Origin of the sequence: Arthrobacter glacialis (assembly GCF_002909445.1) — a bacterium.
GTDB lineage: Bacteria > Actinomycetota > Actinomycetes > Actinomycetales > Micrococcaceae > Specibacter > Specibacter glacialis.
On sequence record NZ_PPXC01000004.1, the window covers coordinates 202,782 to 219,584 of the forward strand.

12 protein-coding genes are annotated in these 16,803 nt (G+C 63.8%); 5 read left to right on the forward strand and 7 right to left on the reverse strand.

Going from position 1 to position 16,803, the window contains the following annotated elements; genetic code table 11:
- Positions 1–8 precede the first annotated feature (8 nt).
- The 4 genes from kdpB to CVS27_RS06560 all read right to left on the reverse strand — a co-directional run bounded on the left by kdpB (position 9) and on the right by CVS27_RS06560 (position 4,775).
- Complete coding sequence (kdpB, locus tag CVS27_RS06545; protein WP_103464928.1) at positions 9–2,129, reverse strand: potassium-transporting ATPase subunit KdpB; 2,121 nt, start codon at positions 2,127–2,129, stop codon at positions 9–11.
- Entirely contained in the window at positions 2,126–3,781 is a 1,656-nt protein-coding gene (gene kdpA / locus CVS27_RS06550; protein ID WP_103464929.1) for a potassium-transporting ATPase subunit KdpA, read from the reverse strand. The genes kdpB and kdpA overlap by 4 nt, the downstream gene beginning before the upstream one ends.
- A 9-nt stretch (positions 3,782–3,790) precedes the next feature.
- The gene (gene kdpF, locus CVS27_RS06555; RefSeq protein ID WP_103464930.1) at positions 3,791–3,883 is read right to left on the reverse strand and encodes a K(+)-transporting ATPase subunit F; all 93 of its coding nucleotides are present in this window, start codon (positions 3,881–3,883) and stop codon (positions 3,791–3,793) included.
- A 142-nt stretch (positions 3,884–4,025) separates the two neighbouring features.
- Positions 4,026–4,775, reverse strand: a complete 750-nt coding sequence (locus tag CVS27_RS06560) for an SDR family oxidoreductase (protein ID WP_103464931.1) — start codon at positions 4,773–4,775, stop codon at positions 4,026–4,028.
- A gap of 170 nt (positions 4,776–4,945) precedes the next feature.
- Between CVS27_RS06560 and CVS27_RS06565 the strand changes: the two genes are divergently transcribed.
- Positions 4,946–6,382: an amidohydrolase gene (locus CVS27_RS06565; protein ID WP_207767459.1), complete on the forward strand. Its 1,437-nt coding sequence runs from the start codon at positions 4,946–4,948 to the stop codon at positions 6,380–6,382.
- Between the two features lie 112 nt (positions 6,383–6,494).
- On the opposite strand, the gene CVS27_RS06570 is transcribed toward CVS27_RS06565, so the two are convergent.
- Entirely contained in the window at positions 6,495–7,172 is a 678-nt protein-coding gene (locus CVS27_RS06570) for a LysM peptidoglycan-binding domain-containing protein (RefSeq protein WP_103464932.1), read from the reverse strand.
- A gap of 334 nt (positions 7,173–7,506) precedes the next feature.
- Here CVS27_RS06570 and CVS27_RS06575 point away from each other — a divergent pair, with 334 nt between their 5' ends.
- Together CVS27_RS06575 and CVS27_RS06580 are read left to right on the forward strand one after the other, a co-directional pair.
- Positions 7,507–8,712, forward strand: coding sequence for an ROK family protein (locus tag CVS27_RS06575; RefSeq protein ID WP_165788262.1), 1,206 nt, complete (start codon positions 7,507–7,509; stop codon positions 8,710–8,712).
- 235 nt (positions 8,713–8,947) lie between these two features.
- Positions 8,948–12,958, forward strand: a complete 4,011-nt coding sequence (locus tag CVS27_RS06580) for an alpha-N-acetylglucosaminidase TIM-barrel domain-containing protein (RefSeq protein ID WP_103464934.1) — start codon at positions 8,948–8,950, stop codon at positions 12,956–12,958.
- 140 nt (positions 12,959–13,098) lie between these two features.
- Here the strand turns inward: CVS27_RS06580 and CVS27_RS06585 are convergent, their stop codons facing one another.
- Together CVS27_RS06585 and CVS27_RS06590 are read right to left on the reverse strand one after the other, a co-directional pair.
- Positions 13,099–14,262, reverse strand: a complete 1,164-nt coding sequence (locus tag CVS27_RS06585; protein WP_103464935.1) for a cystathionine gamma-synthase — start codon at positions 14,260–14,262, stop codon at positions 13,099–13,101.
- Positions 14,263–14,286: 24 nt separating this feature from the next.
- Positions 14,287–15,672 carry a cystathionine beta-synthase gene (locus tag CVS27_RS06590; RefSeq protein ID WP_103464936.1) on the reverse strand — a complete coding sequence of 462 codons (1,386 nt, stop codon included), beginning with the start codon at positions 15,670–15,672 and terminating at the stop codon, positions 14,287–14,289.
- 111 nt (positions 15,673–15,783) lie between these two features.
- Between CVS27_RS06590 and CVS27_RS06595 the strand changes: the two genes are divergently transcribed.
- Both CVS27_RS06595 and CVS27_RS06600 read left to right on the forward strand, forming a co-directional pair.
- Complete coding sequence (locus CVS27_RS06595) at positions 15,784–16,221, forward strand: SRPBCC family protein (protein WP_103464937.1); 438 nt, start codon at positions 15,784–15,786, stop codon at positions 16,219–16,221.
- A gap of 9 nt (positions 16,222–16,230) precedes the next feature.
- A complete protein-coding gene (locus CVS27_RS06600; protein WP_103464938.1) occupies positions 16,231–16,800 on the forward strand; it encodes a P-loop NTPase family protein in 570 nt (189 codons plus the stop codon).
- Positions 16,801–16,803 lie beyond the last annotated feature (3 nt).

Consider the following 16,803-nt stretch of genomic DNA (forward strand, 5'->3'; position numbering starts at 1 on the left):
TCCTTAATTTAGCGCTGGGCAATTGTGGGGATGAGTGAGACCAACAGGTCGATGAGCTTGATGCCGATGAACGGGGCGATGACGCCGCCCAGGCCAAAGATGAGCAGGTTCCGCGACAGGGCCTTGGCTGCCGAGACAGCCCGGTACTTCACCCCGCGCAGCGCCAACGGCACCAGCGCCACAATCACCAGGGCATTGAAGATGACAGCCGAGAGGATGGCGCTCTCGGGTGAGGCCAGCCCCATGATGTTCAGCAGCCCCAGCCCCGGGAACGTCGCCGCAAACAGGGCCGGCACAATGGCAAAGTACTTAGCAACGTCGTTCGCCACCGAAAAAGTGGTCAGCGATCCGCGCGTGATCAGCAACTGCTTGCCTATGCCCACAATGTCAATGAGCTTGGTGGGGTCCGAATCCAAATCCACCATGTTGGCCGCTTCCTTGGCCGCACTGGTGCCCGAATTCATGGCCACACCCACATCAGCCGCAGCCAGCGCCGGGGCATCATTGGTGCCATCGCCGGTCATGGCCACCAACCGTCCAGCCTCCTGCTCAGCCTTGATGACAGCCAGCTTGTCCTCCGGGGTGGCCTCGGCAACAAAGTCATCCACCCCGGCCTCAGCGGCAATGGCAGCGGCGGTGACCTTGTTGTCCCCGGTGATCATGATGGTCTTGATGCCCATGGCCCGCAATTCGGCGAAGCGTTCCTTCATCCCGGGCTTGACCACATCCGCCAGGTGAACCACACCCAAAACGTGCGCGCGCTCGCCGTCGTACGTGGCCACCAGCAGCGGGGTGCCACCTGTCCCGGAGATCGTCTGCACGGCGTTTTCGAGTTCCTGGGGCAGGAATCCGCCGCGTTCCTTTGCATAATGTTCGACGGCGGACGCCGCCCCCTTGCGCACCTCAAGGATGCTGTGGCCCGGGTTGGCGGGATGCCCCACCGGCAGGTTCAGTCCGCTCATTCGCGTGACGGCGCTGAACTCAATCACGTCAACATCCGGGGTGAGCGTTGCCGTTGCGTCCTGCGCAGCCTGCTTCTCTGGACCCTCGGCCAGATCCACAATGGAGCGGCCCTCGGGTGTCTCGTCTGCCAGCGAGGACAAGCGTGCCGTCTCGATGAGCAGTTGCTGGTTCACGCCGTCGGCCGCTATGAAGGCAACGGCGCGGCGATTGCCGTAGGTGATGGTGCCTGTCTTATCGAGCAGGAGGGTGGTGATGTCGCCGGCTGTTTCCACGGCCCGGCCTGAGGTGGCCAGGACGTTGCGTTGGATCAGCCTGTCCATGCCGGCGATGCCGATGGCCGGCACCAGCGCGCCGATGGTGGTGGGGATCAGGCAGACCAGCAACGCCACCAGAACCACCGGGGTGGGAAGTGCGCTGGCGAAGTTCGCCATGGGGGCCAGCGTCATGACGGCGACCACGAACACAATGGTCAGCGAGGCGAGCAGCACGTTCAACGCGATTTCGTTGGGCGTCTTTTGCCGGGTGGCGCCTTCCACCAGGGAGATCATCCTGTCCAGGAACGTCTTGCCGCTGGCCGCCGTGATGCGAATGACGATCCGGTCCGAGAGCACCATGGTGCCGCCCGTGACGGAGCTTCTATCCCCGCCCGATTCACGGATGACGGGGGCCGATTCGCCGGTGATGGCCGATTCGTCCACGCTGGCCAAGCCCTCAATGACGTCGCCGTCGCTGGGGATCAGGTCCCCCGCTTCACAGATCACGATGTCACCCACCTCGAGGTCGGTGCCGGGCACCAACTCCTCTTCATACTCGGCGTTACCCTCCCGACCCGCGCCGGACGCACCGGCGGGCACCAAGGCCCGGGTCCGGCGTCGTGCCATGACTGAGGTGCGGGCGGCACGCAGACTGTCAGCCTGCGCCTTGCCACGGCCCTCGGCAATGGCCTCGGACAAGTTGCCAAACAGTACAGTCAACCAAAGCCACACCGTGACAATGATGGAAAATACTGCCGAATCGGAGCCAATGGCCAGCTGCTGGACGCTAACTGCGGTGCAGACAATGGAGCCGATCAGCACGGTGAACATGACGGGCGAGTGAATCATTTGGCGGGGATCGAGCTTGCGGAAGGCCAGGGGCAGCGCCGCAAGGGTGTTATTCAGGTTCATTTCAGCAGTCCTTCAGCGGCCGGGCCCAGGGCGAGCGCGGGGAAGTAGGTAAGTGCGGTCAGGATCAAGGAGATGCCGCCCAACAGCACGGCAAAGAGCGGTCCGTGCGTGGCGAGTGTTCCCGTGGTTGCAGGGATTTTGCGTTGCTTCGCCAAGGAGCCTGCGAGCGCCAAAACCAGCGCTATGGGCAGGAATCGGCCGATCAGCATGGCCAGCGCCAGCATGGTGGCAAGCCCGGGACCTGCGCTGGTGATGCCACCAAAGGCGGAGCCGTTGTTGTTCGCGGCCGAGGTGAAGGCGTACAGGATTTCACTAAATCCGTGCGGGCCTTCGGCAGGGGCAGCTGCGGCCAGTGACGGGATGGCAACGGTGATGGCCGTGCCCAGCAATACCAGTGTGGGGGTGACCAGGATGTACAGGGCCACCAACTTCATCTGGGGCGCGCCAATCTTCTTGCCCAGGAACTCCGGGGTGCGCCCCACCATGAGGCCGCCAATGAACACCGCCACCACGGCCAGGATCAGCATTCCGTAGAGGCCTGAGCCCACGCCGCCGGGAGCAATCTCACCCAGCATCATGTTCAGCATGGCCAAGCCGCCGGCCAGGGGCGGCAGGGAATCGTGGGCAACGTTGACGGCGCCGGTTGAGGTGAGCGTGGTGGCTGTTGCGAACAAGGCGCTGGGTGCAACGCCCAGGCGCTGCTCAAATCCTTCACCCACGCTGGTGCCGTTGCCGTTGAAGGCGGCAATGGCCCACGCCATCAAGGTGGTGGAGGCCAGCCAGAACGCCACCATCACTGTCAGTACTGTGTAGCCCTGGCGTTTGTCGCCCACCATGCGTCCGTACATGGCCGGCAAGGAGAACGGGATCACCAGGATCAGGAACACCTGGAACAAGCTGCTGAATGCCGTGGGGTTTTCAAAGGGGTGGGCCGAGTTGGCGTTGAAGTAGCCGCCTCCATTGGTTCCCAGGAGCTTGATGGCTTCCTGCGAGGCCACCGGACCACCCGGAACCGTCTGCTGGGCGCCCGTGACGAGGGTGTGGATGCTGGTGCCGCCCCAGTTCTGGATGACGCCGGTGATCATCAGGACCACCGCGCCAATCACTGCCAGCGGTAGCAAGACGCGCAGGGTGCCGCGTGTCAGGTCGACCCAAAAGTTGCCGAGGTTGCTCGTTTGGGCCCTGGTGAAGCCGCGAATCAGGGCCACCACAACGGCCAGCCCCACAGCGGCACTGAGGAAGTTCTGCACAGCAAGGAGCATCATCTGTATCCCGAAGCCAAGAGTGGTTTCCGGGACATATGTCTGCCAGTTGGTGTTGGTGACAAAGGAGACTGCCGTGTTCATGGCAACCCACGGGTCAACGGCGCCCAGGCCCTGATTGAAGGGCAGGATTCCCTGCAGCAGCTGGCCAAGGAACAGCACCACGATGGAAACAATGCTGAATGCCAGCAGCGAGCGCAGATACACCTTCCAGTGCTGGTCAGCCTGCGGGTCGACGCCGGAGAGTTTGTAGAGTCCGCTTTCCACCGCCAAATGCTTGTGACTGGTGAACGTGTTCGCCAAGTACTTGCCTAGGGGCTGGTGCAGGGCAGCCAGCACCACTATCAAGACGGCCAGCTGGGTGGCCAGCGAGAAAATACTAAGGTCCATGGTGTCCGCTCACCACTTCTCGGGGCGGATGAGGGCAGCCAGCAGGTACACCAGCAAGGCCAGCCCCACCAGCCCCAAAATTAACCACGTCGCTAAATCCACAACAGTCCTACTTTCACAATGTGCGTTGATTTCTTTCTCAATCGCACACCCGTGGCGTGGGCTTGGAGCTTGTTTTTACGTGTTCTTTACGCTGTTTAGGGCAATCTTGACGGCTTCCTGACAGCGCGCAGGATTCATGCGATTACGCCGAGAAACCGCCGTCGGCCTTGATCAGCTGGCCATTGACCCAGCGCCCGCCCGCCGAGAGCAGGAAAGCCACGGTGGGCGCAACATCAGCGGGGGTTCCCAGCCGCCCGCCCGGTTGCAGCGCCGTCATGGCCGCGCGGGTGGCCTCGTCCATCCAGCCGGTGTCCACCGGGCCGGGGTTGAGCACATTGGCGCTGATGCCCTGTCCGCCCAGCTCCCTGGCCGCCGCAATGACAATCCTGTCCAGGGCGCCCTTGGATGCGCCGTACGGCAGGTTGAACGCCGTGTGGTCGCTTGTCAGCGCAACGATGGCGCCGCCGTCGGGCGTGGCCTGCCGGGCAAAGGCCGCAATCAGCTGCCAGCTGGCGCGGGTGTTGACGGCAAAGTGCCGCTCAAAACTCTCCAGCGAGGTGTCCAGGATCCCCGAGTCCACCGACTCGCAGTGCGAGAGCACCATGCCCGCCAGGGGGCCGGCCTGCTGCGCAATTTGGGCCATGAGGCGTTCGACGGCGGAGGGGTCGCCAAGGTCGGCCGGCAGCGCCCACACCGTGGCGCCCGCGGCTTCAAACTCCGCGGTGAGGGTGTCGATGTCCTCCGGCTGGATCCCCCAGGGCATGCGCTCGTCATACTCCTGCCAGTAGTTCAGGACCAGGTCCCAGCCATCCGCAGCGAGTGCGCGGGCAATCCCGGCGCCGATTCCCACTGTGCGGCCCACACCTGTAATCAAGGCAATTTTCTTGTGCATGGCCCCCAGCCTATGTGCGGGAGCCTCCGCCGCAGGGCAGCGTGAACTTATGCGCCGAGCTGGCGGCGGGTTCTGCGCATAAATACTTATGCGCAAGACTCGCTGCGAGTTCACCGCATAAGTTTACGATGTAGCTTGGAGGAGTCCCCATTGCTTAGCGAAAGGCCGTCATGACTCCCTCATTGCCCACACCGAAGCCCGGCGGAACATCTGAGGGCGGCTTTGTGCCGGGACGGGTTACGCGCAGGGCGGCCGCGCCGGCAGGAACGCCCGGCGCCATCCCCGCCAAGGCGGTCCCGGGCACCGGCGCCGGCAAGGCAGTCCCAGGCAAGGCGGGCAAAAAGCAGGCCAAGGCGGCAACGCCCGCCAAGGCCGCCGCGAACACGGCCTCGATCAGTGCCACCATTCGGGAGGCGGCCGCCGCCGCAAAACGGCGGGTCCTGGCCATCACCAACGCCCATGTGGTCCCCATTGATGGGGAACCGTTCACCGGGACTGTCCTGGTTGAAGGCGGCAAGATCCTGGGACTTGGCGCCTCCCTCCAGGTCCCCGAGGGCGCCGACATTGTGGATGCCAAGGGCCAGTGGCTGCTGCCCGGTTTTATCGACGCCCACGTGCACTTGGGCATGGACCCCGAAGGCGAGCTGGAGTCCGCCAGCGACGTCAATGAGATGACGGATCCCGTCATGGCGGGGGTCCGGGCCATTGACGCGGTGGACCCCTTTGACCCCGGCTTTGACGATGCCCTGGCCGGCGGCATCACGGCCGTCAACGTGAATCCCGGTTCCGGCAACCCGATCGGCGGGCTGGCGGTGGCGCTGCACACGCACGGGCGGTACATCGAGGAAATGGTGCTCCGCTCCCCCAGCGGGCTGAAGTCGGCCCTGGGCGAGAACCCCAAGACCGTGTACGGCGAGAAGAAGAAGACGCCCTCCACCCGGCTCGGCACGGCCCTGGTGATCCGGCAGGCATTCATGGCCGCGCAAAACTGGCTGGCGCAACCCGAACCGCGCCCCCGCGACGCCCACATGGAGGCCCTGGCCATGGTGCTCCGCAAGGAGATCCCCTGGCGCCAGCACTGCCACCGCGCCGACGACATCGCCACGGCCATCCGACTGGCCGACGAGTTCGGCTATGACCTGGTCATTGACCACGGCACGGAGGCCCATGTGCTGGGCGATGTCCTGGCCGCCCGCGGCACTCCTGTGCTGATTGGGCCGCTGTTCACCAGCAAGTCCAAGCCCGAATTGCGGGGCCGCTCCATTGCCAACCCGGGCAAGCTGGCCGCGGCCGGCGTCGAAATTTCCATCATCACCGACCACCCCGTGGTGCCCATCGGCTTCCTGGTCCACCAGGCCGCGTTCGCCGTGAAGGAAGGCCTGGACCGGGACACGGCCCTGCGCGCCATCACCATCAACCCGGCCAAGGCGCTGGGCCTGGACCACCGGATGGGCTCGCTCAAGGCGGGCAAGGATGCCGACCTGGTGCTGTGGAGCGGCGACCCCCTGGACATCATGTCTCGGGCGATGGGCGTGTTCATCGGCGGCAAGCAGGTTTACACGTACGACGCCGTTGCCCACGCAGGTGCCAGCGCCTCCCGCGTGTAGGGGCAACGTGTAGGGGCAAGACAAACTGACCCGCAGAAGTGGTCGAAAAAACACGATTTCGCGCTGTTTTTCGACCACTTCTGCGGGTCAGTTTGTCTTGGTGCGGCCTCGGTTAGGCCGGGAGCTGCAGCACTGCTCCGGTGAAGATAAGGTCCTGGTGGATCACTGTGTCGGCATTCGCCTGGAACAGGGTCTCCCACCCTCCTTCGATGCCCAGCTTGTCGGCAATGATGCTCAGGGTGTCGCCGGATTCGATGGTGTAGGTCTCACCACTCAGCGCAACGTCAATCGCGGCGGGAGCCTGTGCTGCGGGAGCCTGCTCCACTGGTGCTTGCTGGAGCGGGGACTCGACGGGGGCCTGCTCCAGGGGCACTACCTCAGCGGACTGTGCAGCCACTGGGGCAGGCGCAGCTGGAACTGCAGCGGGTGAATAAGCTTCCCCGCCGCCACCGCTCAAGCCAAGCTGCGCGGCGCAGGAAGGCCATGCTCCCCAGCCCTGTCCCGCCTGAACACGTTCTGCCACTGCTATCTGCTGTTCGCGGGAAGCATTTTCCGGTGAACCGGTTCCGCCGAAGGCAGCCCACGTGCTGGGCGTAAATTGCAGGCCGCCGGAGAATCCATTGCCCGTGTTGATGGCCCAGTTGCCGCCGCTTTCACACTGGGCGAGGGCATCCCAGGTGCCGCCGTCGGCCGCGTTGGCCCCGGTTCCAGCAACGGCCAGCCCGCCCCCGGCTAGGGCACCAATAGCCAAGACGCGGCCGATGTTGCGTGTAATTGTAGAGTTTTTCATCGATGCGTTCTCCCGAAGGCCACCTGCGCTCCATCCGTCCCCGGACATCCGTGCGCCACCGTCCAACCTGTAGATATGGAGGTTGTTTCCGTGGCCTTCCGCATGACGGTGTGCGGTGTTGGAAGGCCCGGGCATTCGTGGGGGCAAAAGGCGCCGCCCGCCCCGCAGGGCATAACCAACCCTAAAACGATATCGAATCGATACGCAAATCAGCTAAGTGTTACCTTACTGTCACTCATTTTCACAGCCCGATGGTGTATGTCGATGGCCGTCACCTAGTCGCTTGGCGGTCATGCGTGCAGTTGCACGGGGTAAGGTGCGCTATGGTTCACGCGTGAGGAAATCCCCCAAGGCGGTCTCCAGTGCGGCGGCCGCCCAGCTCAGCTCCATCAATGGCTCCACCATCAGCGACACCTCCCACATGCGTGCCATCAACGCCCGGGCAATCTTTCAAGTCCTGCGCCGTGACGCGTGGGAACCGACCCTGACAGACCTCAAGGAAGCCACGGGGCTCTCACGCCCCACCCTGGAAGCAGGTTTGGCCGAGCTGGCTGCCAAGGGCTGGGTTGCAGAGCTGAGTCCTGCGGAGAAACCGCTGCATTCGGGGCGGCCGGCCAGGCGGTATCGTTTCCTTGCCGAGTCTGGTTGCGTGGCGGGAATCGATGTTGGCCCCAACAAAGTTGACCTGCATGTGGCCGATCTTCGCGGGGACCTGCTGGCAACCAGCAGGGTCTATCCCGCAGCCAATGCGCCACTGACCCCGACCATGGTGCACGCCATGCTCGCAGAGCTGCTGGACCGGCCGGCACTGGCAGGGCGAACCCTGCACATGGTAACGGTGGGCGTGCCTGGCGTGGTCAACAACGCCGGAGAACTAACCCATTCCTTTGTCATGCCCCATTGGGCCAATGCCGCGGTCCGCGAGGAACTGGCTGCCCTGATGGGTGCCGCCGTGCGCCTGGAAAATGACGCCAATCTGGCGACACAAACAGAATTCAGCATTGGCTCGGGCCAGCACAGCGACAGCATGATTTACCTGATGCTGGGCACCCGCATCAGCTCCGGGTCCATCATCAATGGGCGGCTGCACCGTGGCGCCCACGGCGCAGCCGGGGAAGTTGGCTCCCTGCCCACCCGCCTGTGGCCGGACGTCCGTCTGGAATTGTTGAGCGAGCTGCGCCAACGCCCTGCCACTGGCAGCGCCGAAACCGAGCGCAGCGACTCAGACCTGATGCAGGAAGTTTTTACCTCGGCCTCAGCCGGTGATCCCGTGGCAACGGCGCGCGTCCGGAAATTTGTGGCGGGCATTGCCGACGCCCTGGTGGTCCTGCTCTTGGCCCTGGACCCGGAGTTGGTGGTGGTGGGCGGCGGCACTGCCCGTGCCGGGGAGGCGCTTCTTGAGCCCCTTCAACAGGCCCTCAATGTGCGCACCCTGGTGCCCGTTCCGGTGGAACTTGCCACCCATGCCGACGGCGCGGTGGTAGAAGGGGCGCTGCTGACAGCCCTGGCAGATCTCAGGGCTGACGTCTTCGGCGGGTAGCGCCGCCGTGTTGGCGCCCGCGTGGTACCGGGCGTCCAGAACCACCCTCGAGAGCCTGATTGGCAGGTCCCAGTCGCCTAAGAGGTCCTACAACTGGCCGGATTTAAAGTGTGAGTAATATTACAATGCCTTTGCATTATTCACTTATGCTATCCATAACATTGCTCCCTCCGTCTTGCCAAGCACCAGAAGCCGCACAGGTGCCACGCATCCACTCCAGCAAAGGACCTTGCGTATGAAAACCTCACGATTTAGTTGGCGCAACTTAGTTGGCTTCGGTGCCGCCACAGCCGTCGTGGCTGTATCGGCTTCACTTTTGGGCCCCATCTCCCCCGCGGGTGCGGTACCCACAGCGCCACTCGCAGCCCAGATCGGCGCCGGAGCCGAGCCTGCAGCCACTGTCTTGGACAAATTGGTTGGAGCTGACGCCGGGAAATTCGATCTGAAGATCATCGCCAAAAATGCCGGCCAGGACACCTACAAGGTCACAGCCGCTGGCGGCCGGGTGACCATTGAAGGCTCCACCCCCGCCACCATCCTTGCCGGCTTCAACGCCTATGTGGGCCAGGTCCTGCACCAGTCAACATCCTGGAACAGCAACTCCCTGAAACTGCCGGCAACGCTGCCGGGCACAGCGCTGATTCAGAACACGGCCAATGTCCAGCACCGCTTTGTCAACAACGACGTCGAGGACGGCTACACGGGCGCCTACCGTTCCCTGCAGCAGTGGAAGGACATGATTGACACCTTCGCCCTGCACGGCCTCAACGAGGTCTTCATGCCCGTAGGTGCTGAGGCGGTCTACCTGGATGTCCTGAAGCAGTTTGGCTACAGCGAGGCGGAAGTCCTCGCCTGGATCCCCCAATCGGCCCATCAGCCGTGGTGGTTGCTGCAGAACATGTCAGCAGATCCCCACCCGATCACGCTGAACACGGTCAACCAGCGCGCGGCCCTGGGCAAGGACATTGCCAATTACATCCGTTCACTGGGCATGGTGCCCGTTCTGCCGGGCTACTTCGGCACGGTTCCGGCCGGATTCAAGGCCAAGAACCCGACAGCCTCGGTGGTCCCGCAGGGCAATTGGGTGGGCGGCTACCAGCGCCCCGACTGGCTGGATCCCAACAACGTGGTGTTCCCACAGATCGCCAAGGCCTTCTACGACGCCTCCACTGCGCGCCTGGGCGCATCCTCCATGTACAAGATGGACCTGCTCCATGAGGGTGGCATCGCCGGAACCGTCAACGTTTCCACGGCAACAGTAGCCGTGGAAAAGGCCCTGCAAACAGCCCACATGGACGCCATTTGGGTGCTCTTGGGCTGGCAGAACAACCCGCCACAGGCCGTTGCCGCGGCGGCGAACCCGGCCACCACCTTCATCGTGGACGGCATCTCGGACCGGTACAACAACCAAAACCGCGACGCCACCTGGAAGGGCATCCCCTACGCTTTCGGCACCATCTGGAACTTTGGCGGGCACACCACCATGGGCTCGCAGCTGTCTGTCCAGAACACGCGCTACTTTGAATGGCTGAACAAGCCCGGCAGCGCCATGAAGGGGCTGGCCATCATGCCCGAGGGCGGCGACAACAATCCGGCAGCCTTCGACTTCTTTGCCGGCCTGGCCTGGCGCAGCGCCCCCACGGACCTCACCGCATGGTTCAGCGACTTCGCCCAGCGGCGCTACGGTGTGGCAGACGCCAACGCGGCAGCGGCTTGGGATGTGCTGCGACAGACCGCATACGACCTGCCCGCCAATGACGGCTGGAGTGAAGCTGCCGATGGCCTGTTTGGTGCCGCACCGTCCCTGACTGTCAACAAAGCGGCGGCCTGGTCACCCGGCTCGCAGCGCTACAACATGGACACGTTTGCCACGGCACTGCCCAAGCTCCTGGCCGCCAGCCCGGCCGTCAAGGCCACCGACACCTACAAATACGACCTCATGGATGTTTCCCGCCAGGTGCTCTCCAACCTCTCCCGGACCATGCTGCCCAAGATCAAGAAGGCGTACGACGCCGGTGAGGTTGCCGAATTCGAAGAGCTCACCACCTTGTGGCTGGAGTCCATGGACCTCATGGACAAGATTGCCGGCACCAACTCCCAGCAGTTGCTGGGCAGCTGGATCAAACAGGCACGCGATTTCACCACAATTGCCGCGGACAAGGCAGGCATGGAAGCCGACCAGCGCTCCCTTGTCAGCCTCTGGTCCCCCGGCATGTCCAACCTCAACGACTATGCCAACCGTGAATGGAACGGCCTGGTGGGCGGTTACTACAAGGCCCGCTGGAGCGCCTACTTCACGTCCTTGGAGCAGAAGATGACGGGCAGCGGGCCCGGCACCGCCCCGAACTTCGCGGCCCTGGGTGCTGCGTTTATCAACGGCACGGGCCCCTACGAGCCCGCCGGAGGCTACCCAACCACCGCAACAGGTGACATGGTCGCCTTAGCGACTGACGCCGTCGTGCGCTACAACGAGGTCATCAACTTCATCCCGGCCTTGCCTGTGCTGCCCGCTCCGCCGGGCAATGGCAAGACCCAGCTGTCCGAGCTGCCGTTCGTGTCCAACGAGTCGGACGCGTCGCTGGGGCCGATTGGGCGCAACACAGCCATTGGCGACAACACCACCAAGGTGCGCAACAAGATCACCCTGGCCGGCATCGTATACGAGAAGGGCCTGGGCGTGAACTCGCCCTCCACGATCGTGTTCAACCTGGGCGGGAAGTGCACGAACTTCTCCGCAACAGCCGGCATCGACAGCACCATGGACGCCTCCGGCAAGACACCCAACGTGATTTTCAATGTGCTCGGCGACGGCACCAGCATCTACACCTCGGGCGCCTTCACAGGCACCACCGGAGCCGCACCGCAGGCGCCGGTGAAGATCTCCGTGGATGTCACAGGCGTGCAGCTGCTGACGTTGAACGTAGACCCGAACGGTGTGAACTGGTTTGACCGCGCCAACTGGGCCGACGCGCAGGTGACATGCGGCGGGGACCAGCCCGCCCCGGCAGCCCCGGGGAACGGTACGACCCAGTTGTCGCACCTGCCGATCCTGGCTGCTGACTTTGATCCCGCGTTTGGTTTGGTTGCCCGCGACACCGAGATTGGCGACGCCGCAACCCGCGTGCGCCGTCCGTTGATGCTGAACAATGTCACGTACGCAACCGGTTTGGGCGTCCAAGCCCCCACAACGCTGGAGTTCAACGTGGGCGGGCGCTGCAGCGTCTTCCAGTCGTTGGCCGGCATTGACGGCACCATGGACCAGGCCGGCAAGACCCCGTCTGTCACGTTCATTGTCCTTGGCGACGGCGTTCAGCTCTACACCAGCGGCGAGTTTTCCGGTGGCGAGCCCAAGTCCATCAACGTCCCCATCAAGGGAGTCAAGAAGCTGACGCTGAAAGTCACCGAGGGCACTGTCAACTACTTTGACAGGGCCAACTGGGCCAACGCCCGCGTCACCTGCGCCGATCCCGAGACTGCCCCGGTAACTACCGCCACTCTCCCGGCAGCGTCCGCCTCCGGGTGGCACACTGTTGCCCCCTCCCTGACCTTGACCACGGAGCCCGCCAAGGTTCTGCGGAGTGAGTACAAGCTTGGAGCAGGTGCATGGACTGTGTACACAGCACCCATCGCCCTGCCCGAAGGTGCTGCGAGCGTTTCCTACCGCTCCGTGGCTTTGGGCGGAACCGAGGAAACGGCCAAGACCTTGGGGACTGTCAAGGTGGACACCATCCGCCCCACGGTTGCCTCGAGCGTTTCCCAGCGCATGGTCACCTTGACCGGAGCCGATGCAGGCTCCGGTGTGGCGTCCATTGAGTCCAGTGCCGACGGCGGGGCCACCTGGCGCAGTTACAGTGCACCCATTGCAGCCGGCGACGTCGCGCTGACACTGACTTACCGGTCAAGGGACGTTGCCGGCAACACCTCTGCGCCGGTCACGCCGCTGGTCATTGATGCCGTCCCCACTCCCAGCGCAGCCCCGTCGGCCACGGCTTCAGGATTGGCATCTGCCTCAGCAACCCCGAGTTCCACGGGATCCGCGACGGCGAGCGCCAGCGCAACGTCCACGGCAGGCAGCAGCACCCCGGGCGCCACGCCGTCGAACAGCACAAGCCCGACAGCCACAGCCGCTACAAGCGAGTTGTCCCACACCGGCGCAGGGTCAACCCCCTTGCTGATCATGGGCATGGTGGTTCTGCTGCTGGGAACCGTGCTGACCCTGGCGCGCCGCAGAGCACAGCACGGCTAACAGGCCAATAGCAACAACAACAGACGCTCCTTCAGAAGAGGGGCACTTTTCGCGAACGCTCCTGCAGTCTGTGAGCGAGCGTTCGCGAAAAGTGCCCCGTATCTGAAGGAGCGTTGTGTGTGTGGAGCGTTGTGCGCGGGTCAGCCCAGGGTGTTCAGCGCCTGCTCCAGGTCTGCAATGAGGTCGGCAACGTCCTCAATGCCCACCGACAACCGGATCAAATTGACCGGTACGGCCAGCTCGGTCCCCTTGACGGAGGCGTGCGTCATCTCCGAGGGGTAGTTCATGAGCGATTCAATCCCGCCCAAAGACTCGGCCAGGGTGAACAGGTGCGTTGACTCGGCAACCTTGCGTGCCGCCGCCTCGCCGCCCTTGAACTGAACGGAGATCATGCCGCCAAAGCCGCGCATCTGCTTCGCCGCCAACGAATGGCCCGGATGATCCGGCAGGCCGGGGTACAGCACACGCTCCACCTCGGGCCGGGTAAGCAGCCATTCGGCAATGGCCTGGGCGTTGGTGCAGTGCCTGTCCATGCGCACCCCCAGCGTCTTAAGCCCGCGCGTGGTCAGCCACGCCTCCATGGGGGCTGACACGGCGCCCACGGCGAACTGCACAAAGCCGATTTTCTCGGCTGCCTCCGGGTCGGAGAGCACAATGGCCCCACCGGAGGCATCGGAGTGCCCGCCAATGTACTTGGTGGTGGAATGCACCACCACATCCGCGCCCAGGGCCAGCGGGTTTTGCAGGTACGGGGAGGCGAAGGTGTTGTCGACCACCAGCAGCGCCCCGGCGGCATGTGCCACCTCGGCGAGCGCGGCAATGTCAGTAATCTTCATCATGGGGTTCGACGGCGTCTCCACCCACACCATCTTCGTCTTGCCTTCCGGACCACCGGCGGCTACAGCGGCAGCCAGCACGCCGGCGTCGGACATGTCCACGGCAGCGTTGCTGATGCCCCACACCGACAGGACCCGGTTGATGAGCCGGTACGTGCCACCATAAACATCGTTGCCCATGATGATGTGATCGCCCGGAAGCAACAGGGCACGGATCAAGGCGTCCTCCGCGGCAAGACCCGAGGCGAAGCTGAACGCGAACTCGCCACCCTCCAGCGCCGCAAGCTGGGTCTGGAGCGAATCACGGGTGGGGTTGGTGCCGCGGCCGTACTCGTAGCCGTTGCGCAGCTGGCCAATGCCGTCCTGGGCGAACGTGGTGGTCTGGTACAGCGGCACAATGACGGAACCCGTGGTGGGATCCGGGGTCTGGCCGGCATGAACCGCGCGGGTGTTGAATCCTTCAGTCATGGTGTCTCCTAGCGTGGTGGAAAGTCAGTCGTTGAGATAGTTCAGCAGGTCGTGGCGCGTCAACACGCCCACGGGCGCACCAACAAACGTCACCATGAGGGCGTCCACGTCCTGCAGTTTGGCACGCGCCGCGGCGATGGGTTCCAAGGAGCCGATGATGGGCAGCGGCGGCTGCATGTGTTCGGTGATCTTGTCCGTCAGCTTAGCTTCGTGGCGGAAAAGCTTGCCGGTGAGGGTGCGCTCATCCACCGAACCAATCACCTCGCCCATGACCACCGGCGGTTCGGCGGACAGCACGGGAATCTGCGAGACGCCGTATTCTGCCATCAGGTTGATGACGTCGCGGACGGTCTCGTTCGGGTGGATGTGGACCAGGTCCGGCAGCTGCCCCGTCTTGGCCTTGAGTAGTTCCCCAATGGCCGGCTCATCCGTGGCCTTCAAGAAGCCGTACGACTGCATCCACTTGTCATCAAAGATCTTCGCCAGATACCCGCGGCCGCTGTCCGGAAGCAGGACAACGACGACGGCCTCCTCACCCAGGTCTTTGGCCGCCGCCAGCGCGGCCACCACGGCCATGCCGGAGGATCCTCCCACCAGCAGGCCCTCCTCCCGGGCCAGGCGCCGGGTCATGGCGAAGCTGTCGTTGTCGCTCACGGCCATGACCTGGTGCGGCACCTTGGGGTCATAGGAGGGAGGCCAAATGTCCTCGCCCACGCCTTCAACAAGGTACGGTCGCCCGGTGCCACCCGAGTACACCGACCCTTCGGGGTCGGCACCAATGACCTGTACTTCGCCACCCTCGTGGGCGGGCCGGTCCTTGGAGACCTCCCGCAAGTAGCGGCCCGTGCCGGAGATGGTGCCGCCGGTGCCCACGCCGGCCACGAAGTGTGTGACCTTGCCTTCTGTGTCACGCCAGATTTCCGGGCCCGTTGTTTCGTAGTGGCTCAGCGGCCCGTTTTGGTTGGAAAACTGGTCGGGCTTGTAGGCGCCGGGGATTTCGGTCACCAACCGGTCGGAGACACCGTAGTACGACTGCGGGCTGTCGGGTGCAACCGCTGTGGGCGTCACCACAACGTCCGCACCGTAGGCCCGCAGCACGGCACGTTTGTCCTCGCCCACCTTGTCGGGGACCACAAACACACAGTTGTAGCCGCGCTGCTGGGCCACCATGGCCATGGCCACGCCGGTGTTGCCGCTGGTGGGTTCCACCACGGTGCCGCCGGGCTGGATGAGGCCTGCTTTGGCAGCCTCGTCCAGCATCTTCACGGCGATGCGGTCCTTGGCGGATCCGCCGGGGTTCATGTACTCAAGTTTCACCAATATGGTTGCTTTGATGCCCTCGGTGACCTTGTTCAGTTTCACCAGCGGTGTGTTGCCGATCAGGTCCAGGACTGAATTCGCGTACTTCATGAGTCCAAACGTATCGGTAAGCGGCCGCCGTGACCACCGGGCATTACGCCGTGCTGGCGGCCCACAACACTGCCCCCTGCGTGCAGGGGCGTACGGGTATAGGATTCGGCCATGGAATACACTCAGGACATCATTGTCAACGTCCCCCGGCAGCGCTTCATTGAGCTGTTCGACAATGTCGAGAACATGCAGCAGTGGATGGATGGCCTTCTCTCCTTCGAGCCCCTGACAGGGGTGCCCGGCCAAGCCGGTGCCACCTCCAAGCTCACGTTCAAGCGCGGACGCGGCACCATGGAAATGGTGGAGACCATTGTGCGCAGGGAACTGCCGGACCATTTTGACGCCAACTACGACGCCAAGGGTGTGCACAATATCTGTGAGAATCAGTTCATTGAACTGGACGGCACAGCCACCAAGTGGGTGGCACACAACATCTTTGAGATGAAGGGTTTCATGAAGGTGGTTGGGGTGCTCTTTGGCTCCAGTTTCCCGAAGGAAAGCTACAAGTCCATGGAGGCGTTCAAGGCCTTTGCCGAGGCCAACGCCTAGAATCACGGGATGCTCTCCGCCACCGATCCCCTTCCCGCCCGGCCGCAACGAATCCTGGTGGCCGGGGTCTCCGGCTCCGGCAAGACGTCACTGGCCGGGCGGTTGGGACAGCTGCTGGAGGTTCCCCACACCGAGATCGATGCTCTGTTCCACGGACCAAACTGGACGGAGCGCACGGATTTCATGGCCGACGTCGACCATCTCAGCAGCGCACCGGGCTGGGTCACGGAGTGGCAATACCGACAGGCGCGCCCCCTGCTGGCTGAACGTGCCGACACGCTGTTGTGGCTCGATTTCCCCATGCCGGTTTCCATGTGGCGGCTCATCCGGCGCACGGCCAGGCGGCGGCTGCGTCGCGAGGAACTGTGGAATGGCAACTTTGAGGGGCCCCTGTGGACACTTTTCACCGACCGCGACCACATCATCCGGTGGGGCTGGCAAACCCGAAACAAGCTCAAGGCTGCCATCCCGGTTTTGGCGCAATCTCAGCCACATCTGCAGGTTGTCCGTTTGCGCTCACCCCGCGAGGTGGAGCACTGGGTGAAGAACCTTCGCCACGCCCTCGCAGCTGGCTGGTAGCCT